Below are 23,144 nucleotides of genomic sequence, written 5' to 3' on the forward strand. Positions count from 1 at the left end.
ATCTAGAGCCCCGGAAAACTGTCCCGCATGCCTGCCATCGTGATCCGGCGATGGTGCGGTTCGGACGTGGTGTGTCTGTTGCCGTCCACGCTATCAGGATTGGTGGCGGCGGCAATATCGTATTTTTCCGGCATTTTGGCCTGAATGGGAAGGGAATGCAGATTCGTTCTTGGCAAGAGACGATTTTCTTGCTCCGCTAGAAACGGATCGAAACGAAATTGCAGGTGGGCGGACATGATTCCTTCGCGCCTGATCCACCTCCACGCCAGCGGGGGTAGGACATGAATGATATGAATATGGCAGCACAGGCCGCCGGGCTGTTCGCGACATACGACATTCCGGATTTTTTCTGTGAACTGCTCAATCGCGGGGATATCCCGCCCCCCGGCCTGCAACTGGTGCGTGACCGCCTGGCGCGCTTTGACCTGGCGGAACTGCGGCGCAGGGCGGCCGCGGTGGAAGCGCAGTTCTACCGCCTTGGCATAACGTTTACCGTCTATTCCGACCGGGAGGCGATTGATCGCGTCCTGCCGTTCGATGTCATCCCGCGCGTGCTGACCGCGGCGGAATGGGACCATGTCGAACGCGGCGTGCAGCAGCGCGTGCGCGCCATCAACCTGTTCCTGCATGATATCTACCACGACCGGCATATCCTCAATGATGGCGTGGTGCCGGCGGGCCTGGTGCTGGGCAACGCCAATTACTGTCAGGCCATGGTCGGGCTGGATGTGCCCGGCGGGGTTTACGTGCATATCAATGGCACCGACCTGGTGCGCGACCGCGATGGCCGCTTCCTGGTGCTGGAAGACAACGCCCGCACGCCGTCAGGGGTGTCATACGTGCTGGAAGACCGGCAGATGATGCTGCGCCTCATGCCTGATCTGGCACGGGGGCTGAACATCCGCCCGGTGGATGAATACGGCCCGCGCCTGCACCGCGCGCTGGCGGAGGTCGCGCCCACAGGCGTGGACAGCCCGCAGGTGGTCCTGCTTTCGCCCGGCATCTATAACGCCGCGTATTTCGAGCATGTGTTCCTGGCGCGTGAAATGGGCATCCCGCTGGTCGAGGGGCGTGACCTGATGGTGGAGGACGGGCGTGTCTACATGCGCACCGTGGCCGGCCCCCGTCCGGTCCATTCCATCTACCGGCGGCTGAATGACGATTTTCTTGACCCGCAGGTGTTCAATCCCGACAGCATGCTGGGCGTGCCCGGACTGGTGGATGCCTATCGCAGGGGCAACGTGACGCTGGCCAACGCCATTGGCACGGGCGTTGCGGATGACAAGGCGGTTTACGCCTACATGCCGCGCATCATCCGTTATTACCTGGATGAGGAGCCGATCCTGACCAACGTGGAAACCCATATCTGCGCCGAGCGCGAGGGGCTGGAATACACGCTGGCCAACATTGAACGGCTGGTGGTCAAGCCGGTGGGCGAATCCGGCGGCTACGGGCTGCTGATCGGTCCCCATGCGACGCAGACGGAACTGGATGAATTCCGGGCCCTGCTGCGCGCCAACCCGGCAAATTACATAAGCCAGCCGGTCATAAGCCTGTCGGTGTCCCCCACGTTATGCCCCGCGGGGGTCGAGGCGCGGCATGTGGACCTGCGCCCCTTTGCCGTGACCGGGCGCGATACGTGGGTGCTGCCGGGCGGCCTGTCGCGCGTGGCGTTGCGCAAGGGGTCGCTGGTGGTCAATTCATCGCAGGGTGGTGGGTCAAAGGATACATGGGTGCTGGCATCATGACACAGGTTTCGGTCTTTCCCGCTCCGGTCATGCCGGGGCTGCGCAACCTGCTTTCGCGCTATGCCGAAAGCACGATGTGGCTGTCGCGTTATATGGAGCGTATTGAAAACCTCGCCCGCCTGATCGAGGTGACCAGCACATCGGTTTCAGCCACCAACCTGGATGCGGGATGGGACAGCGTCATCCGCATCAACGCGGATGAAGGCCTGTTCTTCCAGCATCATGAGGCCGCGACCGAGCGCAGCGTGGTGGCCTTCTACATCATCGATGCCAACAATCCGGATTCCATCGTGTCCATGGCCCGTTACGCGCGGGAAAATGCGCGGGTGCTGCGTCCCCTGATCTCGACCGAGATGTGGATGCACCTGAACGTCTTTACGCGCTGGGTCATGGAACTGGGGCCCAATGATGTGGGTGCTGGCTACCTGTCCGGCCTGTGCACGCGCCTGAAGCAGGACTGCCAGACCCATTTCGGCATAACCGAGGGCACGCTGTACCGTGATCAGGCATGGCTTTTCTATATCCTTGGCAAGCACCTTGAACGCGCGGACCAGATCACACGGCTGATCGACATAAAATACCATACCCTGCTGCCCAGCGGGGTTGGGGTCGGTTCGGACATCGACATGAGCCAGTGGACATCCGTGCTGCGGTCAGCAGCGGCGTACCATGCCTTCCGCCGTGTCCTGCCCGAAGGGATGACACCCGCCAATATCGTGGGTTTCCTGCTGAAGAATGACGGTTTTCCCCGTTCGCTGTCCACCAGCCTGCGCAGTGTCTACAGCGTGATGGGATCACTGGCGGGTGAGTACCGCCTGCGTCATTGCGCCCCGATCATTGAACGGGTGGAGGAACTGCGTGTCACGCTGGCTGAGCAGACGGTGGAAGACATCATCATGCGGGGCCTGCATGAATACATGGACTGGATCCAGCGCGAACTGCGTCAGATCCAGAACGAAATCGCCCATGCCTTCTGGCCCCCTGCCGTATCCGTCCAGTCCACTGGCCCGGGGCGGATGGAACAGATGCAGGATTAGGGGCAGGCAATAAAGGTTTCCGCGCATCGCCTTTGTTTAAAAAGGCGGTGTCGCCTGAAGCTTTGGAAAAAGCTGCACCGGAAACTTCTTTTGAATTTACGGAATGGCGCAGGGCTGGACGGCCCTGATACGTTACGATTTCAGGAATGACTGGCTGGGGCGGGAGGGTTCGAACCTCCGCATGGCGGAATCAAAATCCGCTGCCTTACCACTTGGCTACGCCCCAATAAGTCCGGTAACCGTGCGATTCGCGCGATATGGTGATCTTCTAATGTCTAAAGGGCCGTCCCGTAAAGGGGGGACGGCCCGATCGGATTCATTCAGGCCGAAGGTTCCAGCGGCAGGTCCACCAGCGGGTCGGTGCCCGCGTCATACCCGCCACCGGGCATGGGGGCCTGCGGCGCCGCCGGGGCCAGGCCGGTAAAGCGTGCGGCGCGGTCCAGCGCCTGATCAAGGGCTGCCATGGTGGTGCCCATGTCCTGACTGTCATCCTTGTCCCATGCCCGCAGTGTCATGGTCCAGACGCCCAGCAGGGCCTGCAGGCGCAGGCCACCGGCCAGGCCACTGGTTTCCATGCCCGCCGCGTTGGCAATCCACTTCATGCTTTCCAGCGTCGCGCCGCCCAGCAGGATGGCCAGGGGCGGGTCCATTGGCAGGGCGTGCAGCACGCTGCGCACGCCCTCGCGGTACTGCTGGAACACGTCCAGCCGGCGCATGAGCATGTCGAACAGTTTTTCACGCACGCTGCCTTCGGATTCGTCCTCCACCAGCGCCGCCTCATCCGCCAGCCGGCCCAGCGTCAGCAGCAGCATCGCCTTGCACGGTGCGCGCCTGCGCGCGGTCTCCAGGCTCAGCCCGGCGTCGCGTGCCGCGTCAACGACCGTCACGCGTCGCCAGCCGTGCGAAGCGGCACGTTCCAACGCTGAGCGGAGAAGGGTGGCGTCAAACAGGTCGTTATCCATGGAGGGCATAATCTTCCGGGTTAAGGGTATCGGTGGTGGGCACACGGCACCGCGTGGTCATGAAACGGGTTGCGGGCCTGACAGTTCACGCGCCCGTTTTGCCCCCGCCTTCAGGGCGGCGGCAAGGGTCGCGGGCCATGCGCCGTCCGCCATCAGCACTTCCAGTGCCTTCTGCGTCGTGCCGTTGGGGCTGGTCACGTTGCGGCGCAGGGTTGCGGCGTCGATGCCGCTCTGCTGCATCAGCGCGCCCGCGCCCGATACCGTCTGGCGCGCGATCAGGCGGGCAAGGTCGGGCGGCAGGCCATCGGCCACGCCCAGCTGTTCCAGCAGTTCCGCCAGCAAGAAGACATAGGCCGGTCCGCTGCCGGAAATGGATGTGACGATGTCGATCTGGTCTTCATGCTCGACCCATGCCACTTCCCCCACCGCGCGCAGCAGGCGTGTGCACAGGCTGCGCTGTGCGGGCGTGGCGATGGGGGGCGCGTAGCAGACCGTCATGCCCTGCCCGATGGCGCTGGGTGTATTGGGCATGGTGCGGATCACGATGGGTGTCGGGCTGCCTGGTGGCTGAAGGGCGGCCAGCGCATCCGTCAGGCTTTTTACCGTGCGGCCCGCCAGTACCGATATGACGGGCGCATGAAGGGCGAACTGCGCGACCGTGGGCAGGACGGCGTCCACCTTCTGCGGTTTGGTGGCCAGTATGATCATGCCCGGCCGGAAATCGGCCGGGACATCATCAAGGCTGCGGACAAGATGGTGCGGGGCAGGCACGGATTCCCGGTGACGGTCGACGATGAAGGACGGGGCCAGCCCTTCCTTCAGCCACCCGTCCAGCATCGCGCCGCCCATCTTGCCGCAACCGACCAGAAGGAGAGGGGGGAGCGTTTCCGTCATCAGGCCATCCCCACGCAGTCAAGCATCGCGGCTTCCAGCGCGTCCGCCGGTTTCTTGCCGCCCCACAGCACGAACTGGAAGGCAGGGTAGAAACGTTCACATTCGGTCAGTGCGATGTCGATCATGTCTTCCAGGCTTTCCACGGATGCGCCACGTGACCCGCGCAGCAGGACCGCGTGGCGGAAGACCGGCGTGCCATGGTCGGGATCCATGCTGAAATGGCCGATCCACAGCCGTTCGTTGGCCAGTGCAAGCAGTTCGAACAGGTTGCGCCGCTGGTCCGCGGGGACCTTGAGGTCGAAGGTGCAGGTGAAATGCATGGCGTTCACTTCTTCCGACCAGCAGAAGAACAGGCCGTAATCGCACCATTTCCCCGGTGCCTCGGCCGCCATTTCCGAATCGTTGCGGCGTTCGAAATTCCAGTCATATCCGCCCACGATCCGTTCCATCAGATCGAGTGGATTCGTATTGCGAGGGATCGCTGTTTCAGTCAGAGCTGGCATGTGGCACTCCCCGAAGCCGTCGTGGAGGAAATCCCGGCATGCGCCGGATTCCGCGTATCTCTGCATCCGGTCCGTGGCCTGTTGCGGGGAATCAGGGCGCGGACCGTCCTGTTACACTATGGCCCACCGGCGCGCGCTGCAAGCGTCGTGCTTACAGCCCCGGACGCGTGGGCGCGGTCAGGCTGGCCTCAAGGTCGGAGACGCGTTCTTCCAGCCGGCTGATCCGGTTTTCCAGTTCGCCCTGCGCCAGGCGCGCACGGGTCGCGACTTCGCGCACGACCTCGAATTCATCGCGGCGGACAAGGTTCAGGCTGCCCAGTGTTTCATCCACGCGCGCGCGGACGATGGCGCCGATTTCCTCACGCACGCCAGCCAGCGCCGAGAACGCGCCACCGGCCACGCCGGCTAGGTCATCAAAAATGCGGGGCCTGTCGGACATAGTGGATACTCCATGACGTTCCGCGCCGCGTCCTGTGCCAGTCCACGCGCGAGATGAAAGCAGCCACTATAGACACATTGGCGGCTCAGGGCTATCCGCACGATTGCAGCGGCCGTGGCGACGCCGCAATATCGACTTCCATGCAACAGGGCAGGGTGCGGGACAGTGATCGTTATTACCGGGGGGGCGGGCTTTATCGGATCGTGCGTGCAGCAGGCGCTGCAGGCGCGCGGGATCGATACGGTCGTGGTGGACTGGCTGGGCAATGAAGGCAAGTGGCGTAACCTGCGTCACCACACGCCCACGCGCATCATCGCCCCCGAGGCGCTGGACGCGTGGCTTGAAACCCGTCCGGACATATCGGCCGTGATCCACCTGGGCGCGATCAGCGAGACGACGGCAACCGATGGCGACCTGGTGTGGCGCACCAACGTGGACCTGTCCGAACGGCTGCTGTCGTGGTGCGCGCATGAAGGGGTGCGGTTCATCTATGCTTCCTCTGCCGCGACATACGGGGCGGCGGACAGGGCCGAACAGTTCAATGACGATCCCGCCCTGCTGGACCACCTGAAGCCGCTCAACCTGTATGGCTGGTCCAAGCAGGCATTCGACCGCTCGGTGCTGCGCCGGGTGGCGGGCGGGGCGATGTCGGGCCTGTCATGGGCGGGGCTGAAGTTCTTCAATGTCTATGGCCCCAATGAATACCACAAGGGGCGCATGATCTCGGTGGTGAAGGTCAAGTATGACGAGGCCCGCGCGGGCCAGCCGCTGCGCCTGTTCCGTTCCGACGTGCCGGGTCTGGCGGACGGGGCGCAGGCGCGCGACTTCATCTGGGTGGGGGATGTGGTCGATGTCATACTGTGGCTGCTGGACCATGGCGCCGTGTGCGGACTGTTCAACTGTGGCACCGGGGCCGCGCGCACCTATACCGACCTGGCCCATGCGGTATGCGATGCGGCGAACGTGCCGCGTCGCATCGAATTCATCGACATGCCCGAAGCCCTGCGCGGGCAGTACCAGTCCTTTACCTGTGCCGACATGCGCAGGCTGCGGGCCGCGGGCTATACCCGTCCCTTCACCACGCTGGAGGACGGGGTGCACCGTTACGTCCACGACTACCTTGCCGCCCCCGATTCCTATCTGTAATCGCCTGCCGCCGCCAGAACCATGACAATGAAAGTGGGCCGATGCTGCCTGTCCTGATCTTCCCGCAGTTCGATCCGGTAATGGTCCATTTCGGGCCGTTCGCCATCCGCTGGTATGCCATGGCCTATATCGTGGCGCTTGTGGCGGGGTGGCGCATCGCGCGCCACCTTGTGGCGCTGCCACCACGGGCCGCGACCGCGCTGCAGGTGGATGACTTCCTGACATGGGCGACGCTGGGCGTGGTGCTGGGCGGGCGGCTTGGCTACATCCTGTTCTACCAGCCGGGCTTCTACCTGACGCACCCGCTGGCGATCCTGCAGGTCTGGCGGGGCGGCATGTCGTTCCACGGTGGGGCGGCGGGCGTGATTATCGCGCTGATCGTGTTTACGCGCCTGAACGGACTAAGCTTCCTTGCCTTTTCCGACCGTATCACCACGGTCGTGCCCATCGGGCTGGGGCTGGGGCGGATCGCCAACTTCATCAATGGGGAACTGTGGGGGCGTCCGGCCCCGTCCTCGCTGCCATGGGCCATGATCTTTCCCGATGCGGGGCCGGAACCGCGCCATCCGTCCGAACTTTATGAAGCCTTTGCGGAGGGGCTGCTGCTGTTCATCCTGCTGTGGTGTGTGTCGCGCAGCCTGCGCGTGCGCCAGCATCCCGGTTTCATTGCCGGGCTGTTCCTGTTCGGTTACGCGGTGGCGCGGACGGTATGCGAATGCTTTCGCGAACCGGACGCCTTCATCGGCTTCCTGCCCTTTGGCGTGACGATGGGACAGGTGCTGTGCGTGCCCATGGCAATCGGGGGGGCGGGGCTTATGCTCAATGCCTGCATGCGTCCCGCGCGCACATCCGTCATGACCGACGCGCCGGACGAACCGGCGGGCGATGGCGGGACCGCCCGGTGAGCGGACCCGGCGAACGCCTGGACCACTTCATGGCCCGGGCGAATGCCGCCTATTACGCCGGGTGCGACCCGTTTGCCGATTTCATTACCGCGCCCGAAATATCGCAGGTGTTTGGTGAACTTCTGGGCGCGTGGGTGGCGGTGGTGTGGGGCCAGCTGGGTTGCCCCGATCCCTTCATGCTGGTGGAGCCCGGACCGGGGCGCGGTACGCTCATGGCGGATGCGCTGCGTCTTGTGCGGCGTGTTGCCCCCGCCTGCCACAAAGCCATGCGGGTACACCTGATCGAAACCTCGCCCCGCCTGCGTGATGTGCAGGCGGCCGCATTGCGTGACGCCACGATCATGCCGGTATGCTGGCATGACCGGCTGGATGGCGTGCCCGATGGGCCGATGGTGCTGGTGGCCAATGAATTCCTTGATGCCCTGCCCATACGGCAGTTCGTCAGGCGGGGGCAGGGCTGGGACGAGCGTTTCGTGCATGATGGCGCCTTCACGCTTGCCCCGGGTGATTTCCCGGCGCGCCATCCCGCCCGCCTGCGCCCGGTGCCCGAAGGAGAAGTGCTGGAAACCTGCCAGCCCGCGCTGGATTTCATCCATGCGCTTGGCGCGCGCCTGCTGCGCTGGCCGGGGGCGGCGGTGCTGATCGACTATGGGTATGATGCCCCGGCGTGGGGGGACAGCCTGCAGGCACTGCGGGATGGCCGTCCGGCCGATCCCCTGCTGGATGCGGGCCGCGCGGATCTTACGGCGCATGTCGATTTCGGGGCGATTGCCGATCATGTCCCCGCCGGGGTGGATGTGTGGGGCAGCATGACCCAGGGCAGTTTCCTGTCCGCGCTGGGGCTTGCCGCGCGTGTGGAACAGCTTGCCCGCGCCGCCCCGCGCAGGCGGATGAAATCCGCGCGGCGGCCCGGCGACTGGTCGCCCCGGACCGCATGGGGCAGCTTTTTCGTGTAATGGGGCTTTCATCCGGGCTTGCGGGTGACCTGCCGGGTTTTGCGGGCAGGCGTGCGGGGAATGGAACAGGCAGGGGAGGAACGCCATGACGACCGACAGCGTGATCACGGATGCGCAGGTGGTGCGCAGCCCTGTTTTCGGCGGGATCAGGCATGGGTTCTTTACCCGCCAGGGTGGCGTGTCCACCGGGCCGTATGCCAGCCTGAACTGTTCGACCCGTTCGGCGGACAATCCCGCCGCCCTGCGTGAAAACCGCCATCGGGTGGCGCGGTATGTCGGCGTGCGCCCTGATCACCTGCTGGGCCTGACACAGGTGCATGGCGATCGCACCATTACGGTCACGACACCATGGGAAACCGGTCGTGGGCCGGAGGGCGACGGCATGGTAACCGACCGCCCCGGCCTTGCGCTGGGCGTGATTACGGCGGATTGCGCCCCTGTGCTGTTCAGCAATGCGGGGGGCACGGTCGTGGGGGCGGCCCATGCAGGCTGGCGCGGCGCCTGTGGCGGGATTCTGGAGTCGGTGGTGGCGGCCATGGGCGCGCTGGGCTGCGCGCCGGGTGACATTCGCGCCGTGGTCGGCCCCTGTATCGCGCCGGGCAGTTATGAGGTCGGTCCGGACATGCGCGATGCGGCGCTGGCGCATGATGCGGCGGCGGAAGCATTTTTCATCCCTGCGGCGCGGCCGGGACATTTCATGTTTGACCTGCCGGGATACAGCGTCATGCGGCTGCGGCGCTGCGGTGTGGGGCAGGCGGAGGCGCTGGGCATTGACACCCTGCATGATGAAACCCGTTTCTTCAGCCATCGCCGCCGTACGCTGGCGGGTGGCGGGGTCATCGGGCACCAGATTTCCGTTATTGCCCGCCCGGCGATATAGATAGGGGCATGATGTCAGAAGTTTTTGCCCGGCGGCTGCTTGCGGGGTCAGCCATTGCAGTACTCTGTATGCTTGGGGGCTGTGTCAGCGTGCCGCATCCCTTCCGCCATGGGACGGAGACAGCCCAGGCGCCGACGGCCCGGCTGGCTGTGCCGGTTTCCACGGCGTCGGGCACGGATCAGGCCGGGGCGCAGGGCTGGCAGCGCGCCATGGTCAATGCCCTGCTGGCGCAGTCGGTGCCCGCAATGGGCCAGCCGGCGCGGCCGGGCGACTGGTGGCTGAAAATGACGGCGGATGCCCGCAATGGCGCGATTGTCCCGACCTATGCCGTCATCACCCCCAAGGGCGAGGAACGCGGCCACATGGATGGCGCGCCCGTGCCCGTGCAGCAGTGGCAGGCGGTGGACGGGCAGGCTGTCACCCGTGCGGCACAGAATGCCGCCCCCGGTGTGGCCGAACTGCTGACCGGCATACAGGCCGCCCAGATGCAGAAGGATCCCAACAGCCTCAAGAACCGTCCCGCCCATGTCTATTTCGCGGGTGTGCAGGGCGCGCCGGGGGATGGGGACCGCGCACTGGCGCGGGCCTTCATCGCGGCATTCCCCGATGCGCATGAGGATATCCGCCATACCGCAACCGGGGCGGATTACACGGTGCGCTGCACGGTCGTGCTCAATGACGCGGTCACCACGACATCCACCACGAAGCAGCAGCATATCGTGCTGACATGGCAGGTGCTGGATGCGCAGGGCAAGGAAGCGGGCGCGGCCACCCAGATCCATGACATAAAAGCCCATTCACTGGATACGAAGTGGGGTGATGTCGCCGTGGCGGCGGCGGATGAGGCGGCAGGGGCCGCGCGCCAGATCATCACGCGCTATTCCGGTCGGGCCAATGTCCCGCTGGCGGCGGATGGCGTGCTGCCGGCCCGGTCATCATCCCCCGTCACACAGTCCGCGACAGCCGGCACGGCCGCTGCGGTGGCGGATACGGTCGCGCCCGTGCCGGTCATCGGTGGCAAGGGCGTTGCCACAGGTACGTCAGTGCCGAAAGCCATCTCCACCCCCGCCCCGGTCGTGGCGGATGCCGTGCCCGTAACCGGGACGCCCGTGGCGGCGCCAGTCGTGTCGCCCACGCCCGTTTCAGCCCCGTCTGCGCACATCGCCGCGCCGTCCCCGGCACCTGCCGCGCCAGCCGTGTCTGTGGCGCCTGTCGCTCCGGTCGTGCATGCGGCCGCCGCACCGGCCGTGGCACCGGCGCCAGTGGTCCACACACCGGCCCCGGTATCCGTAGCCCAGCCCAGGGCGGTATCGCGCCCCGCGCCCCCGGTTGCGCAGAAGGCCGCTGAATGGCCCCCCATGCCCAAGGCGGTGCCCGCGGAAAATCCGGCCCCGACCGAAATCACTGGTAAACCCGTGCCTGTCACGCCGCCCGCACCGGCCCGGCCCTTTCCTGGGGTAACGCTGCCACCCCGTCGCCCGGTGTGACGGATCGGCCACGAAGGGCAGGCGTGCAGGTTTCGCCATCCTTAGATAGGTGACACGGGGTATGCCGGTTGTTAGAACCCCGCACATAAACAACGGGGATGGCGTGCAAAAGCCGCCCTGATCGCCTGTACCGCCGCCCGGGAGCGTCACACGATGAAGATTGTCGCCTGTAACAGCAACCTGCCCCTTGCCGAAAAAGTAGCAGCGGAGCTGGGACTGCCGCTTTGTAATGCGACCGTGCGGCGTTTCGCCGACATGGAAATCTTTGTCGAGATTCATGAAAACGTGCGTGGTGAGGATGTGTTCGTCATCCAGAGCACCTGCTCCCCCACCAATGATAACCTCATGGAACTGCTGATCATGCTTGACGCGCTGCGTCGCGGGTCGGCACGCCGCATCACGGCGGTCATGCCGTATTTCGGTTACGCCCGGCAGGATCGCAAATCCGGCCCCCGCACGCCGATCAGCGCCAAGCTGGTAGCCAATATCCTGGTCGAGGCCGGGGCCAACCGTGTCCTGACCATGGACCTGCACGCCATGCAGATCCAGGGCTTCTTCGACATCCCGGTGGACAACCTGTATGCCGCCCCGCTGTTTACCCGTGACATCCGTGGCCGCATGAAGATCGATGGCGAGCCGCCGCTGCCCTATGACGCCCCGCCGATGGACATTCCCGGTGGCCCCCACAACCTCATGATCGTGTCCCCCGACGTGGGCGGCGTGGTGCGCGCCCGCCAGCTGGCGCAGCGGCTGAACGTGGACCTTGCCATCATCGACAAGCGACGCGAGCGCGCGGGCGTGTCCGAAGTCATGAACGTGATCGGTGACGTGCGGGGTCGTTACTGCATCCTGGTGGATGATATTGTCGATAGTGGCGGTTCGCTGTGCAACGCGGCGGAAGCGCTGATGAAGCATGGCGCGGCAGCGGTTGAGGCATATGTGACCCACGGCGTGCTGACCGGCAGCGCGGTCAGCCGCATTGGCCAGTCGCCGCTGGGCATGCTGACGCTGACCGACAGCATCAAGGCGACCGAGGCGGTGAGGGATTCGGCCAATATCCGCCAGATCAGCACGGCGGCCCTGATCTCGCGCGCCATGCAGGCCATATCGGACGAAAGCTCGGTTTCGTCGCTGTTTGACTGAAGGACGGGATTGACCCCCGGGCCGTCCCGGCGTTACCCCCACAGGGGTGTAACAAGCAAGGAACGACCCCATGACTGACCTGATTGCCCGGCCGTACTGGTATCTGCGCCATGGGGAAACGGACTGGAATGCGCAGGGGCGTTCGCAGGGGCGGACCGATATTCCGCTGAACCAGACCGGCATCCGGCAGGCCGAGGCGGCCGGCCTGCTGCTGGCGAAGCACTGGCATGACCATGCACCGATCGTGCGGATCGTGTCGTCGCCGCTGATCCGCGCGCGCCGGACGGCGGAAATCGTGGCTGACCAGCTGGCGGCCAACGGCGCCCCCCGGCTGGAGATCGCGCTGGATGACGGGCTGAAGGAAGTCTGCTTCGGTGACGAGGAAGGCAAGCCCATGGGAACATGGTACGACAGCTGGATCGCGGGCGATTACACCCCACCCAATGGCGAAAGCTTTGCCGACCTGCGTGAACGCGCCGTATCGGCCGTGAACCGGGCGCTGGAAAAGGATGGCGTGCCGCTGATCGTCTGCCATGGCGCGATGTTCCGCGCCCTGCGTTCGGCCATGCACCTCAAGCCCAATGTGCGCCTGCCCAACGCGACGCCGATGTGGGCCGAACCGGGGCCGACGCCGGTATGGAACCTGACCGCGCTTTCCTGAAAAACCGGGCGGGCGCGCCCTTGGGTGATTGCATCAGGCGCGGTTTTCCGTTAAACGCCGCGCACGCGCTGGCACCCCTGGAGGCCCGCGCGCTTGTGTTTCAGGAGCAAACAAGTGACCAAATTCACCAAGATCGAAGTCTCTTCGCGCGCGAAGGCTGGTAAGGGGGCAGCGCGTGCAACGAGGCGTGCCGGCCACGTGCCCGGCGTTATCTATGGCGGCGGCCAGGAACCCACCCTGATCGCGCTTGACCCCCGTATCGTGCACCGTGAACTGCACAAGTCCGGCTGGCGTTCGCGCATCTATGACATCTCCGTCGCGGGTGGCCCGTCCGTGCACGCCCTGCTGCGTGAGATCCAGCTGCACCCGGTGACCGATGCGCCGCTGCATGTTGACTACCAGCGCCTGGCCGCTGGCCATAAGGTGCACGTGGAAGTGGAAGTCCGCTTCACGGGTGAAGAACTCTCCCCCGGCGTCAAGCGCGGTGGCGTGATGAACATCGTCCGCCACACGGTGGACGTGGTGGTTGATCCGGCCAACATCCCGGAATTCTTCACTGCCGACCTGTCCAAGCTCGACTTCCACGACAACGTGCGCTGGGAAGACCTGAAGGGCACGGAGCATGTTACCCCGGTGCTGCAGGACAACAACTTCGTGATCGCCAACGTCGCACCGCCGAGTGTTGATGAAGAGGCCGAAGCCGCTGAAGCCGCCGAAGGCGAAGCCGAGGGCTGATCCCGCCCACCGCCATGCTGACCTGACAGGAGGATGAACGATGCTGCTCTGGACCGGTCTTGGTAACCCCGAGACGGGGATGAGCCGGAATCGTCACAATGTCGGGTTCATGGCGGTGGACCGGATTGCCGACCGCCACGGGTTCGCCCCGTGGCGGAAGCGCTTTCGCGGTGAAGTGGCGGAAGGGATGATCGGGCGGCACAAGGTGCTGCTGCTCAAGCCCATGACGTACATGAACCTCTCGGGGGAGAGCGTTCAGCAGGCGGCCGCTTTCTACAAGCTGCCAGCCGAGGCCATTACGGCATTCCATGATGAACTGGACCTTGAGCCCGGACGCATCCGCGTAAAGCGTGGCGGCGGGGCGGCGGGGCATAACGGCCTGCGGTCGATGGACCGCATGCTGGGTACGAAAGAATACTGGCGCGTGCGGCTGGGCATCGGGCATCCCGGCAGCCGTGAGCGCGTGACAGGCCATGTGCTGGGTGACTTCTCCCGCACGGACCGCGAGTGGCTGGACCCGATGCTTGATGCGCTGGCTGATGAGGCCGTGCTGCTGGCGGACGGGAAGCCGGAACTGTTCATGACAAGAATGGCCGCGCAGGCCGGGGAGTAAGGGCGTATGGGCTTTAACTGTGGCATCGTGGGCCTGCCGAATGTGGGTAAATCCACGCTGTTCAACGCCCTGACGGAAACAGCGTCGGCGCAGGCCGCGAACTATCCGTTCTGCACCATCGAGCCGAATGTGGGCCGTGTCGCCGTGCCGGATGCGCGACTGGCCAATCTGGCGCGCATCGGCAAGTCGCAGAAGATCCTGCCCACCAGTCTTGAATTCGTCGATATCGCGGGCCTGGTGCGCGGTGCGTCGCGCGGGGAGGGCCTGGGCAACCAGTTCCTGGCCAATATCCGTGAGGTGGATGCGATCATCCACGTCCTGCGCTGTTTTGAAGATGACGACATCACCCATGTCGAGGGTGGCGTTGACCCCATCCGTGATGCGGAGATCATCGAGACCGAACTGATGCTGGCCGACCTCGAATCGCTGGAAAAGCGGATCGTGGCGCTGCAGAAGAAAGCGCGCGGCAACGACCGCGAGGCCGCAGCCCAGGTCGAGCTGATGGAACCGCTGATCGAGGCGCTGCGTGAAGGAAAACCCGCGCGCAAGGCCATTCCGGCGGGGCAGGAAGAAGCGGTGCGCCGCCTCCAGCTCATGACATCGAAGCCCGTGCTGTATGTGTGCAACGTGGATGAAGGCTCGGCTGCGACGGGTAACGAATTTTCCGAACGCGTCCGTGCCCGCGCGGAAGAGGAAGGGGCCGCCATGGTCGTGGTTTCCGCCGCGATCGAGGCCGAGGTCAGCCAGCTTGGCCCCGAAGACCGGGTGGAGTTCCTCGAAGGGCTCGGTCTGAAGGATAGCGGGCTGGACCGTGTCATCGCGGCTGGCTACCGCCTGCTGGGCCTGAGCACCTACTTTACCGTGGGGCCGAAGGAAACGCGGGCCTGGACCATTACCGAAGGGACCAAGGCCCCGCAGGCTGCCGCTGTCATCCATAATGATTTTGAACGTGGCTTCATTGCCTGCGAAACCATTGCGTATGATGATTACATTGCCTGCAATGGTGAAGCTGGCGCGCGTGAAGCGGGCAAGCTGCGGATCGAAGGGCGGGATTACGTGGTGCAGGATGGTGATGTCCTGCTGTTCCGCTTTAACGTCTGATGCGGGCGTATTGCCCGTTCAGGAATGGACTGAAGGAGTGACGGATCATGGACCAGGCTGTTGCAACCCCCACGCGGGCTGACGCACCGCAGCCGGACGTGATCCGCACCATGGCCATCGCCGCCCGCGCCGCAGGCCGCGTGCTGGCCCGCAGCACGACCGAAACCCGCAACAGGGCCCTGATGGCGGCGGCTGATGCCCTGCGCGCCAGTCAGGCTGAACTGCTGGCCGCCAATGCGCGTGACGTGGCGGCCTTTGCCGGGGCGGCCGCATTCCGTGACCGGCTGACCCTTAACCCCGAACGGGTCGAGGCGATGGCGAAGGGGCTGGAGCAGGTTGCCAGCCTGCCGGACCCGGTTGGCCATGTCATGGCGGAATGGGACCGGCCCAACGGCCTGCGCATCCGTCGTGTCGCGACCCCGGTGGGCGTAATTGGCATGATTTACGAAAGTCGCCCCAACGTGGGGGCCGATGCCGCCGCCCTGTGCATCAAGTCCGGCAATGCCGTGATCCTGCGCGGCGGGTCGGACAGCCTGAACAGCGCGCGCGTCATTCACGCCGCCATGCAGGCGGGGCTGCAGGCGGCTGGCCTGCCGGTGGAATGCGTGCAGATCCCGCCCGATGCGGACCGCGCGCATGTCGCGTCCATGCTGGGGGCGGCAGGCCTGATCGACCTGATCATTCCCCGTGGCGGCAAATCACTGGTCGAGCGTGTCTGTGCCGAGGCCCGCGTGCCCGTGCTGGCCCATGCCGAAGGGCTGTGCCACACCTATGTCCACGCTGCCGCCGATCTGGAAATGGCGCGACGGATCGTGCTGAACGCCAAGCTGCGCCGTCCGGGCATCTGTGGCGCGACCGAGACCCTGCTGGTGGATCAGGCGATTGCGCCCAAGATCCTGCCCGGCCTGATCGAGGATCTGGCCACCCGTGGCTGCACGTTCCGCGCCGATGCCCGCGCGCGTGAGATCGTGCCCGACCTGCCCGCCGCGACGGAAGATGATTTCGCCACCGAATGGCTGGATGCGGTCCTGTCCGTTGGCGTGGTGGATGGCGTGGAGGAGGCGCTGGCCCATATCGCACGTTACGGCAGCGCCCATACCGAAGCGATCGTGACCGAGGACGAGGCGGCGGCGACCACCTTCCTGAACGGGACGGATAGCGCCGTGGTCATGTGGAATGCTTCCACCCAGTTCTGCGACGGGGGGGAATTCGGGTTTGGTGCGGAAATCGGTATTGCCACCGGGCGTTTCCATGCCCGCGGCCCCGTTGGACTGGAGCAGCTGACAACCTATCGGTACGAGGTGATCGGCACCGGACAGGTCCGGCCCTGATCCTTGTTGACGGGCGTGGGTGATGTCCTGCCGGTCCGTGGCGACGGGCGGCATATGCGTGTCGGCCTGCTGGGCGGTTCGTTCAACCCGGTGCATGACGGCCACGTCCAGCTTGCCTGCCGGGCGCTGCGGCAGCTGAAGCTGGATCAGGTGTGGTTCCTTGTCTCGCCGGGCAATCCGCTCAAGCCGGTGGCGGGCATGGCGCCCCTGTCGCAGCGGCTGGCGCTGGTGCGCGCGCGTATCCGTGGCGTGCATGGGCGCAGGCTGCTGGCGACCGATATCGAAAGCCGGATCGGCACGCGATACACCGTCGATACGCTGCGTCGCCTGAAACAGCTTTTCCCGCATGTACATTTTGTCTGGCTGATGGGGGCGGACGGACTGGCGCATATGGGCCGATGGCGGCGGTGGCGGGACATCGTGCGTATGGTTCCACTCGCGATTCTACCACGACCGGGCTATAATCCTGCCGCATTGCACGGCCAGATTGCCCGCAGGCTTGCGCGCTGGCGGCGGCCAGCACGACAGGCGGGCAGACTGGCTATGTGCAGGCCGCCGGCATGGGTCTTTCTTCCCGCGCCGCAGAACGCTATATCAGCAACACAAATACGTGCATCGCAGGCCAATTCCGGCCACGGACGGGAGTAACAGCCATAACCAGGAAGCCTTCAGCCGAGAGTGGCGCCAAGCGCCGGACCGGCAGCACCCTTTCCGCGGGACAGCCACGCGTCAACGCGGCGTCATTGGGCAGTGCCGTGCAGGTGCCGGGCACGCCGCGCAAGAAGGCCGCCGTGGCTGGCCCTGTATCCACTGACGCGCGCGAAGCCGACCCGCGCGTGGAACAGTTTCTGGAAATCATCACCACCAGCCTGGAAGATGACAAGGCCGAGGATATCGTGGTCATTGACCTGACGGGCCGTGCATCCTTTGCCGACCGGATGGTGATCGCGACGGGTGTGGCGGATCGGCAGATCGCGGCCATGGCGGCCCATATCGATCGCAAGCTGGGTGAGGTCGGGCACAAGCGGGTACGGACCGAAGGGGCCTCCGGTTCCGACTGGGTGCTGCTGGATGCAGGGGATATCGTCGTGCATCTGTTCAAGCCTGAGTCGCGTGCGCTGTACGGTCTGGAACGGATGTGGGGCGCGGATCTGGATGTCCCGCCGGAGGCGCCAGCGACACCGGTGGACTGAGCGGTGTTCCATCTGATTGCAGTGGGCCGCATGAAGGACCGGGTGGAACGCGACCTGTTTGATCGTTACGCCAACCGGCTTTCGCCGCGTATCAAGCTGGTGGAACTGCCCGAAGGGCGCGGCGCACCCAATGAAATCAAGCGTAGGGAAGGGCAGGCGATCCTGACCGCATTGCCTGACCGCGCGATTGTGGTGGCCATGGATGAAGGCGGCCGGACATATGACAGCCTGGCCTTTTCACATGCGGTGGAACAGTGGGTCGAAACGCCACGCCCGCTGTGTTTTGTCATCGGGGGGGCGGAAGGGCTGGACGCGACGGTCATACAGCGCGCCGACCATACGCTTTCACTGGGCAAGATGACATGGCCGCACATGCTGGTGCGCGGCATGCTGGCGGAACAGCTTTATCGTGCCCGCGCCATTTCATCGGGGCATCCGTATCATCGGGCCGGGCGGCCCTGATTTCAGGGCCACGGCTTCTTTTATTCGATTACCGGACGGAACGATTCGGCGCGTCATCCGTATAGGCAAGGGATGAAGAGGCGTGACCGGCGATGCCTTCAGGCGCTTCGGCCACTTCCGTGCTGTTGTGGCGTGGCATCGTGCGACCGGAAGTCCGCGCCATGGTGGCCGGGTTACGCATGGCCTTCTGGTAGGTGCTCAGCATCATGTTGGATGTGGTATCCGGTCGGGCGTAGATGAAGCCGTAGGTCGGATAGATGCTGCCAAATGCACCGCTGCCGCTGTTCAGCGCCACGCGCACGGCAGACCAGTCATTGTTGGGCGATACGTCGATCACCGGAACATCACGGCTGATCCCGCGCTGGCCCCAGTGGGACTGGTCAATGACGATGGTACGGCTGTTGACGACCTGACGCACCACGGCCACATGGCCCAGTGGCATGCGACGGGTGCCACGGAAATTCAGGACACTGCCTTCTTCCGGCGAATTGCCACGGGCGTAACGCCCGGCGGCGTTGTACCACCAGTCAACCGCGTTGCCCCGGATTTCAACATCCGATGCCGATTTGGCGAAGGCTACGCACTGGATCACATGCCCACGTTCATGCGTGGTGCGACGATAGCTGGCGTGGTGCAGGACATGATGCCCGGCGGCCGAATGCGCCGCGACGGGATGGACATGGCTGACATGCCGGACCGACCTTGCATGTCCCTGTTCCGAAAACATGAATCCGAACGTGGCACCAAGAACGGAAAGCAAAACGCCACGCTTCATGTTTCTGATCCACATTTTCCGCAATCTCTCCACCGCATCGGGGTGATTCTCTGATAACCCGCTCACATCGTGTTCATCGAGTAGCAAGCCCATTGCAAGTCTGACAAGCCTGCGCTGTGAAGGATGAACAGCAACGCTGCATATTTCACCCAAAAACTTCATCTCGGAAAGAAAATAGGAATATATTCTTTAATCGGACCATTCATCCCCTGTTTTTCAGTCGCTTATGCGTGAGAAATCAAAGGGGAGAACATAAGTGGAATGATTCTTGGGAAGCGGGAAAGTTGCAAAAATGTGACATGTTTATCAGCTGACTTTCCCGCATCCCGTTCGTCTTACTTGGTGGCGATCACCATGATCTCGACCAGTACGTCGGGGTGGGCCATCTTGGCTTCGACGCAGGCCCGCGCGGGTGCGCCATCCTTGGGCAGCCACGGACCCCATACCGCGTTCAGCGCGTCACGGTCATTGATGTCCTTCAGCCAGATCTGGGCCTGCAGCAGGCGGGTGTTGTCAGTGCCGTGCAGTTCCAGCGCCTCGTCAATCTGGGCCAGAATGTCCTTGGTCTGCGCCGTGATGTCTGCGGACAGGTCGCGGGCGACGAATCCCTGTGTGAACAGGAAGCCATGGTATTCCACCACCTTGGACAGGATGGGGTTGGGTTCGGTGCGGATAATCTTGCTCATGTCTTGATCCTGGTTGGTTGTCAGGCCGTGCGGTGGACCGCATGGCGTGCCTTCTCTCTTTGCGCTGGCGCGGGCTCAGGTCAACCGTCTGCAAAACAGCGCGCGAAGTCGGCCAACCGGGCCGGGGTGTCAAAGTCCGCCGTAATTTCCGCCCCGGCCGCAACGCGCGCCATGCCGGTTTCATGCTGGCGCAGGAGCGGGCGCGCGCCCTGGTCCCCCGTCAGGGCCAGCAGGGCAGGGAACAGGTCACGGCTCCACAGGACCGGGTTGCCGCGCCTGCCTTCATGCACCGGCATCACGCCGGGTCGGTCGGGATGGGCCAGGAAGGTCGCGATCATGCGGTCGATCAGGTCCGTGCCGATCAGTGGCATGTCCCCCAGGCAGACCAGCGCGCCCGTGACAGCCGGATACGCACTGGCGGCGCGGATACCTGCCGCCAGTGTCTGGGACAGGCCGCATGCATGGTTGGGTGCCGTAATGAATCGGGGGGTGTTTTCCGCCTGTCTGTCCAAGGACGCAGCGGCCCGGATTTCGGCAGCGCGATGCCCCAGCACGACAATCACCGGCCCGGCCCGGCTGGCGGTGATGGCGCGCAGGGTGCGGGCAATCATGGGCAGGCCCGTGGCGTCGGGCGTCAGCAGCTTGTGCAGGGGGGCCGTGCGACTGGAACGGCCCGCCGCCAGCACAATGGCCGCGACACGCGGCCCGGCCCACGTCATGCCCAGCCCGAGATCCGCCCCAGCGGCTTGTTATGGCGCACGGCCACGATTTCAGCCAGAATCGACAGGGCGATTTCAGCCGCCCCCACCGCCCCGATGGCCAGCCCGACGGGACCATGGATACGGGCGATCTGTCCGGCGGAGAAACCGGCCTCGCGCAGTCGCTCAACGCGTGATGCCTGTGTTTTGCGTGATCCCAGCGCACCAATATAAAAAGCATCGCCATTCAGGGCGTAATGCAGGGTGGGATCGTCCAGCTTGGCGTCATGCGTCAATGTCACGATGGCTGTCTGGTTATCCACCCCCAGCCGCGCCAGTGTTTCATCCGGCCAGTCGGTTTCCAGCGTGATGCCGGGGAAACGTTCGGCGGTCGCGAGTTGTGTGCGGGGGTCGATGACCGTCACGCTAAATCCGGTGGTCTGCGCCATGGGGGCCAGTACCTGCGCGATATGCACGGCCCCCGCGATCAGCAGGCGGGGCGGCATGGGAATAAGGTGCAGGAACCACAGGGCCTGCCCCGCTTCATCTTCCAGCCGCAGGCTGCGGCCGGTTTCAAATACGTCCCGCGCGCGGGCGTCCAGCCGTGCAGCCAGATCGGACGATGCATCGGATGCGGCATCGGTCTGGTACAGCAGGCGCGTGGCCCCCGTCGCCAGTTCGGTCGCCACGATGACCGGAACCCGGGCCCGGCGTTTTTCCGCCACGGTTTCCAGCATGGCCAGATCCAGCGTGCCCTGCGGGTGCGTGGGGGTGCGTACGGCGGCCACATACACATCCAGCAGCCCACCACAGGCCAGGCCAACCGCCCATGCGTCATCACTGGATACACCATAGGACAGGGCGGCGGGATGGCCGGTGGCCATGACGTTCCCCGCTTCCTCGATCACCGCGCCTTCCACGCAGCCGCCACTGACCGATCCCTCGATGCGGCCATTGGCGCAGACCGCCATCATGCTGCCAGCCGGCCGGGGGGAACTGCCCCAGGTGGAGGTAACGGTCGCCAGCGCGCAGGGCTGACCTGCCCGCGCCCATTCGATCAGGAGATCCAGGGGATCCCGCGTGGATGAAACCTGTGTCATAGCAGGACTACTCTATCAGCACGCATACACTCATGCCAGCCGGTGGACATGTACGAACAGGCATCCCATATATTGCCACAACATAACGCCACCCCGATGTGGGGCGCGCATGAATGGAGTACTGTAAATGAGTTATGTCGATCCTGCTTGGTATGTTGTTGCCGATAACATTCATGCCCGTATCCTGAAGCATGGCGAACATGGTCTTGCGACGTTCGAGCACCTCAAGAGCGACGATGCAAAGGGCATGGATGCTCCGCGCAACGGTGCCTATGGCAAGGTCATTGCGGAATTCCTGAACACGGTCGTGCGCCAGAAGAAGGCTCCGGCCATCGCGATCTCGGCCCCCGGTGATGTCATGCACCAGATCCGCGCGCATCTGGACGTGCACACCCGTGCGCTGGTGGTCAAGGAACTGGAGCGTGACCTGACCAACACCCCCGATCATGAACTGGCCAAGCATTTTGACATTCCGGCCACCGGCTGGCCGCTGCCCAACGCGGGCTGATCGGCTACTGGTCGCCTGTTGCGCCCCGCGGTAACGTGGGGCGCTTTTTTATATGTAGGGTTCCGCGCATGCCGACACCTCTTTCCCTTGAAATCGTGCCCGTCACCGCCTTTGGCCAGAACTGTTCCATATTATGGAATCCCGACACGCATCATGCCGTCGTGGTCGATCCGGGGGGTGATGTGCCGCGTATCATGGCGTTCATCACGCAGAAGGGACTGACGGTTGACGCCATCTGGCTGACCCATGGCCATCTGGACCATGCCGGTGGGGCGGATGCGCTGCGGCGGGAACTGTCCACACGGCAGGGTGCCCCGGTGCAGGTTATCGGGCCGGACCGGGCGGATGATGCCCTGCTGTCCTCCATTACCCAGCAGGCGGCCCTGTTTGGCCTGAGTGGACTGGAGAACGTAACCCCGGACAGGTTCGTAAAGCACGGTGAGACGCTGGAGGCGCTCGGACATCGTTTCGAGGTCCGTCACGTGCCCGGTCATACCCCCGGCCATGTCATTTTCCATGATCCCGAATCCCGCTTTGCCTTTGTGGGCGACACCCTGTTCCGTGGCGGGGTGGGGCGTACCGACTTCCCGTACGGCGATCATGACCAGTTGATCGACGCCATACGGCGGGAATTGCTTCCGCTGGGCGATGATGTCACGATCCTGCCCGGTCATGGTCCCGCGACGACAATCGGTGCGGAACGGAAGGGCAATCCCTTCCTGAACTGACAGGCAAGTATAAGGGTGCAGGAGAGAATTTGCTTATGATGTCCTTCAAGGCAGGCCGGTGGCTGGCGCTGGCCGCATGCATGGCGGCTGTATCCGTTCCCGTCATGGCGGCGGAAGAAACGGGTGAACCAACCCATGCCCAGCCCGCACTGCCAGTGGTGCCGCTGACCATTACATCCGCCGATGGCGTCAAGCATACCTTTACCGTGGAAAAGGCCATGACCCCGCGGGAGCAGCAGGTAGGCGAGATGTTCCGCCCGTCGGTGCCCGCCGATGGTGGCATGATCTTCGTCTGGCCCTATCCCCGCCAGAGCGACATGTGGATGCAGCATACGCAGGCGCCACTCGATATCGTCTTTATCGGTGCGGATAATCGTGTGTCTTCGATCGTGGAAAATGCCGTGCCGCTTAGCCTGGCGCGGATCAGCAGCCACGGCCCCGTGCGCGCCACGC

Annotated in this window: 27 protein-coding genes, 1 tRNA gene and 1 pseudogene (1 of these 29 cut by a window edge); 19 read left to right on the forward strand and 10 right to left on the reverse strand. The window is 64.4% G+C overall.

The features are described 5' to 3' along the window. Nucleotides 1-2: 2 nt before the first annotated feature. A complete protein-coding gene (locus S101446_RS17780; protein WP_010508810.1) occupies nucleotides 3-236 on the reverse strand; it encodes a hypothetical protein in 234 nt (77 codons plus the stop codon). A 45-nt stretch (nucleotides 237-281) separates the two neighbouring features. Between S101446_RS17780 and S101446_RS13160 the strand changes: the two genes are divergently transcribed. Both S101446_RS13160 and S101446_RS13165 read left to right on the forward strand, forming a co-directional pair. Beyond that, complete coding sequence (locus S101446_RS13160; protein ID WP_019091160.1) at nucleotides 282-1,748, forward strand: circularly permuted type 2 ATP-grasp protein; 1,467 nt, start codon at nucleotides 282-284, stop codon at nucleotides 1,746-1,748. Next, nucleotides 1,730-2,785 (forward strand): alpha-E domain-containing protein, encoded by a 1,056-nt coding sequence (locus S101446_RS13165; protein WP_019086093.1) that lies wholly within the window; start codon nucleotides 1,730-1,732, stop codon nucleotides 2,783-2,785. The genes S101446_RS13160 and S101446_RS13165 overlap by 19 nt, the downstream gene beginning before the upstream one ends. A gap of 151 nt (nucleotides 2,786-2,936) precedes the next feature. Here S101446_RS13165 and S101446_RS13170 read toward each other — a convergent pair. The 5 genes from S101446_RS13170 to S101446_RS13190 all read right to left on the reverse strand — a co-directional run bounded on the left by S101446_RS13170 (nucleotide 2,937) and on the right by S101446_RS13190 (nucleotide 5,583). Then, a tRNA-Gln gene (locus S101446_RS13170) sits at nucleotides 2,937-3,011 on the reverse strand. A gap of 94 nt (nucleotides 3,012-3,105) precedes the next feature. Beyond that, nucleotides 3,106-3,747 carry a TetR family transcriptional regulator gene (locus tag S101446_RS13175; protein ID WP_087608545.1) on the reverse strand — a complete coding sequence of 214 codons (642 nt, stop codon included), beginning with the start codon at nucleotides 3,745-3,747 and terminating at the stop codon, nucleotides 3,106-3,108. A gap of 57 nt (nucleotides 3,748-3,804) precedes the next feature. After that, nucleotides 3,805-4,641 (reverse strand): pyrroline-5-carboxylate reductase, encoded by an 837-nt coding sequence (gene proC, locus S101446_RS13180; protein ID WP_087608546.1) that lies wholly within the window; start codon nucleotides 4,639-4,641, stop codon nucleotides 3,805-3,807. Beyond that, a complete protein-coding gene (locus tag S101446_RS13185; protein WP_026019653.1) occupies nucleotides 4,641-5,144 on the reverse strand; it encodes a type III secretion system chaperone family protein in 504 nt (167 codons plus the stop codon). The genes proC and S101446_RS13185 overlap by 1 nt, the downstream gene beginning before the upstream one ends. A gap of 151 nt (nucleotides 5,145-5,295) precedes the next feature. Further along, nucleotides 5,296-5,583, reverse strand: a complete 288-nt coding sequence (locus S101446_RS13190) for an accessory factor UbiK family protein (RefSeq protein ID WP_010508799.1) — start codon at nucleotides 5,581-5,583, stop codon at nucleotides 5,296-5,298. A gap of 165 nt (nucleotides 5,584-5,748) precedes the next feature. Here S101446_RS13190 and rfaD point away from each other — a divergent pair, with 165 nt between their 5' ends. The 14 genes and pseudogenes from rfaD (at nucleotide 5,749) to S101446_RS13260 (ending at nucleotide 18,196) form a co-directional block, all read left to right on the forward strand. Further along, entirely contained in the window at nucleotides 5,749-6,729 is a 981-nt protein-coding gene (rfaD, locus tag S101446_RS13195; RefSeq protein ID WP_087608547.1) for an ADP-glyceromanno-heptose 6-epimerase, read from the forward strand. Nucleotides 6,730-6,770: 41 nt separating this feature from the next. Then, nucleotides 6,771-7,634: a prolipoprotein diacylglyceryl transferase gene (gene lgt, locus S101446_RS13200; RefSeq protein ID WP_087608548.1), complete on the forward strand. Its 864-nt coding sequence runs from the start codon at nucleotides 6,771-6,773 to the stop codon at nucleotides 7,632-7,634. After that, nucleotides 7,631-8,679 (forward strand): annotated as a pseudogene (locus S101446_RS13205) (class I SAM-dependent methyltransferase). Before lgt ends, S101446_RS13205 begins: the two are co-directional and overlap by 4 nt. Further along, nucleotides 8,676-9,470 carry a peptidoglycan editing factor PgeF gene (gene pgeF / locus S101446_RS13210; protein ID WP_087608549.1) on the forward strand — a complete coding sequence of 265 codons (795 nt, stop codon included), beginning with the start codon at nucleotides 8,676-8,678 and terminating at the stop codon, nucleotides 9,468-9,470. The pseudogene S101446_RS13205 and the gene pgeF overlap by 4 nt, the downstream one beginning before the upstream one ends. An 8-nt stretch (nucleotides 9,471-9,478) precedes the next feature. Further along, entirely contained in the window at nucleotides 9,479-10,957 is a 1,479-nt protein-coding gene (locus S101446_RS13215; RefSeq protein WP_244184253.1) for a hypothetical protein, read from the forward strand. Between the two features lie 153 nt (nucleotides 10,958-11,110). Further along, the gene (locus S101446_RS13220) at nucleotides 11,111-12,100 is read left to right on the forward strand and encodes a ribose-phosphate pyrophosphokinase (RefSeq protein ID WP_010508788.1); all 990 of its coding nucleotides are present in this window, start codon (nucleotides 11,111-11,113) and stop codon (nucleotides 12,098-12,100) included. A gap of 70 nt (nucleotides 12,101-12,170) precedes the next feature. Then, complete coding sequence (locus tag S101446_RS13225; RefSeq protein ID WP_019086086.1) at nucleotides 12,171-12,761, forward strand: histidine phosphatase family protein; 591 nt, start codon at nucleotides 12,171-12,173, stop codon at nucleotides 12,759-12,761. A gap of 114 nt (nucleotides 12,762-12,875) precedes the next feature. Then, on the forward strand, nucleotides 12,876-13,496 hold the full coding sequence (locus S101446_RS13230; RefSeq protein WP_010508784.1) for a 50S ribosomal protein L25/general stress protein Ctc: 621 nt from the start codon (nucleotides 12,876-12,878) through the stop codon (nucleotides 13,494-13,496). Nucleotides 13,497-13,536: 40 nt separating this feature from the next. After that, entirely contained in the window at nucleotides 13,537-14,109 is a 573-nt protein-coding gene (gene pth / locus S101446_RS13235; RefSeq protein ID WP_010508782.1) for an aminoacyl-tRNA hydrolase, read from the forward strand. Between the two features lie 6 nt (nucleotides 14,110-14,115). Then, nucleotides 14,116-15,210: a redox-regulated ATPase YchF gene (ychF, locus tag S101446_RS13240; protein WP_010508780.1), complete on the forward strand. Its 1,095-nt coding sequence runs from the start codon at nucleotides 14,116-14,118 to the stop codon at nucleotides 15,208-15,210. Nucleotides 15,211-15,257: 47 nt separating this feature from the next. Then, nucleotides 15,258-16,541 (forward strand): glutamate-5-semialdehyde dehydrogenase, encoded by a 1,284-nt coding sequence (locus S101446_RS13245; protein ID WP_053323629.1) that lies wholly within the window; start codon nucleotides 15,258-15,260, stop codon nucleotides 16,539-16,541. Between the two features lie 6 nt (nucleotides 16,542-16,547). Then, a complete protein-coding gene (locus S101446_RS13250; protein ID WP_087608550.1) occupies nucleotides 16,548-17,189 on the forward strand; it encodes a nicotinate-nucleotide adenylyltransferase in 642 nt (213 codons plus the stop codon). 95 nt (nucleotides 17,190-17,284) lie between these two features. Then, nucleotides 17,285-17,734: a ribosome silencing factor gene (rsfS, locus tag S101446_RS13255; protein WP_010508775.1), complete on the forward strand. Its 450-nt coding sequence runs from the start codon at nucleotides 17,285-17,287 to the stop codon at nucleotides 17,732-17,734. A gap of 3 nt (nucleotides 17,735-17,737) precedes the next feature. Further along, a complete protein-coding gene (locus S101446_RS13260) occupies nucleotides 17,738-18,196 on the forward strand; it encodes a 23S rRNA (pseudouridine(1915)-N(3))-methyltransferase RlmH (RefSeq protein ID WP_019086082.1) in 459 nt (152 codons plus the stop codon). Nucleotides 18,197-18,224: 28 nt separating this feature from the next. Here S101446_RS13260 and S101446_RS13265 read toward each other — a convergent pair whose 3' ends face one another. From S101446_RS13265 to S101446_RS13280, 4 genes are all read right to left on the reverse strand, one after another. After that, nucleotides 18,225-18,971 carry a CHAP domain-containing protein gene (locus S101446_RS13265; RefSeq protein WP_235450474.1) on the reverse strand — a complete coding sequence of 249 codons (747 nt, stop codon included), beginning with the start codon at nucleotides 18,969-18,971 and terminating at the stop codon, nucleotides 18,225-18,227. Between the two features lie 335 nt (nucleotides 18,972-19,306). Beyond that, nucleotides 19,307-19,657: a RidA family protein gene (locus S101446_RS13270; RefSeq protein WP_010508769.1), complete on the reverse strand. Its 351-nt coding sequence runs from the start codon at nucleotides 19,655-19,657 to the stop codon at nucleotides 19,307-19,309. An 80-nt stretch (nucleotides 19,658-19,737) separates the two neighbouring features. Next, on the reverse strand, nucleotides 19,738-20,376 hold the full coding sequence (locus S101446_RS13275; RefSeq protein WP_087608551.1) for a nucleotidyltransferase family protein: 639 nt from the start codon (nucleotides 20,374-20,376) through the stop codon (nucleotides 19,738-19,740). Then, nucleotides 20,373-21,455: an XdhC family protein gene (locus tag S101446_RS13280; protein WP_087608552.1), complete on the reverse strand. Its 1,083-nt coding sequence runs from the start codon at nucleotides 21,453-21,455 to the stop codon at nucleotides 20,373-20,375. The genes S101446_RS13275 and S101446_RS13280 overlap by 4 nt, the downstream gene beginning before the upstream one ends. Before the next feature lie 127 nt (nucleotides 21,456-21,582). Here S101446_RS13280 and S101446_RS13285 point away from each other — a divergent pair, with 127 nt between their 5' ends. From S101446_RS13285 to S101446_RS13295, 3 genes are all read left to right on the forward strand, one after another. Then, entirely contained in the window at nucleotides 21,583-21,963 is a 381-nt protein-coding gene (locus S101446_RS13285; RefSeq protein WP_087608553.1) for a host attachment protein, read from the forward strand. A 68-nt stretch (nucleotides 21,964-22,031) separates the two neighbouring features. Next, the gene (locus tag S101446_RS13290) at nucleotides 22,032-22,691 is read left to right on the forward strand and encodes an MBL fold metallo-hydrolase (RefSeq protein WP_087608554.1); all 660 of its coding nucleotides are present in this window, start codon (nucleotides 22,032-22,034) and stop codon (nucleotides 22,689-22,691) included. Between the two features lie 35 nt (nucleotides 22,692-22,726). Next, nucleotides 22,727-23,144 carry the 5' portion of a DUF192 domain-containing protein gene (locus S101446_RS13295; RefSeq protein ID WP_087608555.1) on the forward strand. Its footprint extends 95 nt past the window's final position, so only the first 418 of its 513 coding nucleotides appear in the window; it begins with the start codon at nucleotides 22,727-22,729; its stop codon lies off the right edge, out of view.

The organism is Komagataeibacter europaeus, from assembly GCF_002173515.1.
Lineage (GTDB): Bacteria > Pseudomonadota > Alphaproteobacteria > Acetobacterales > Acetobacteraceae > Komagataeibacter > Komagataeibacter europaeus.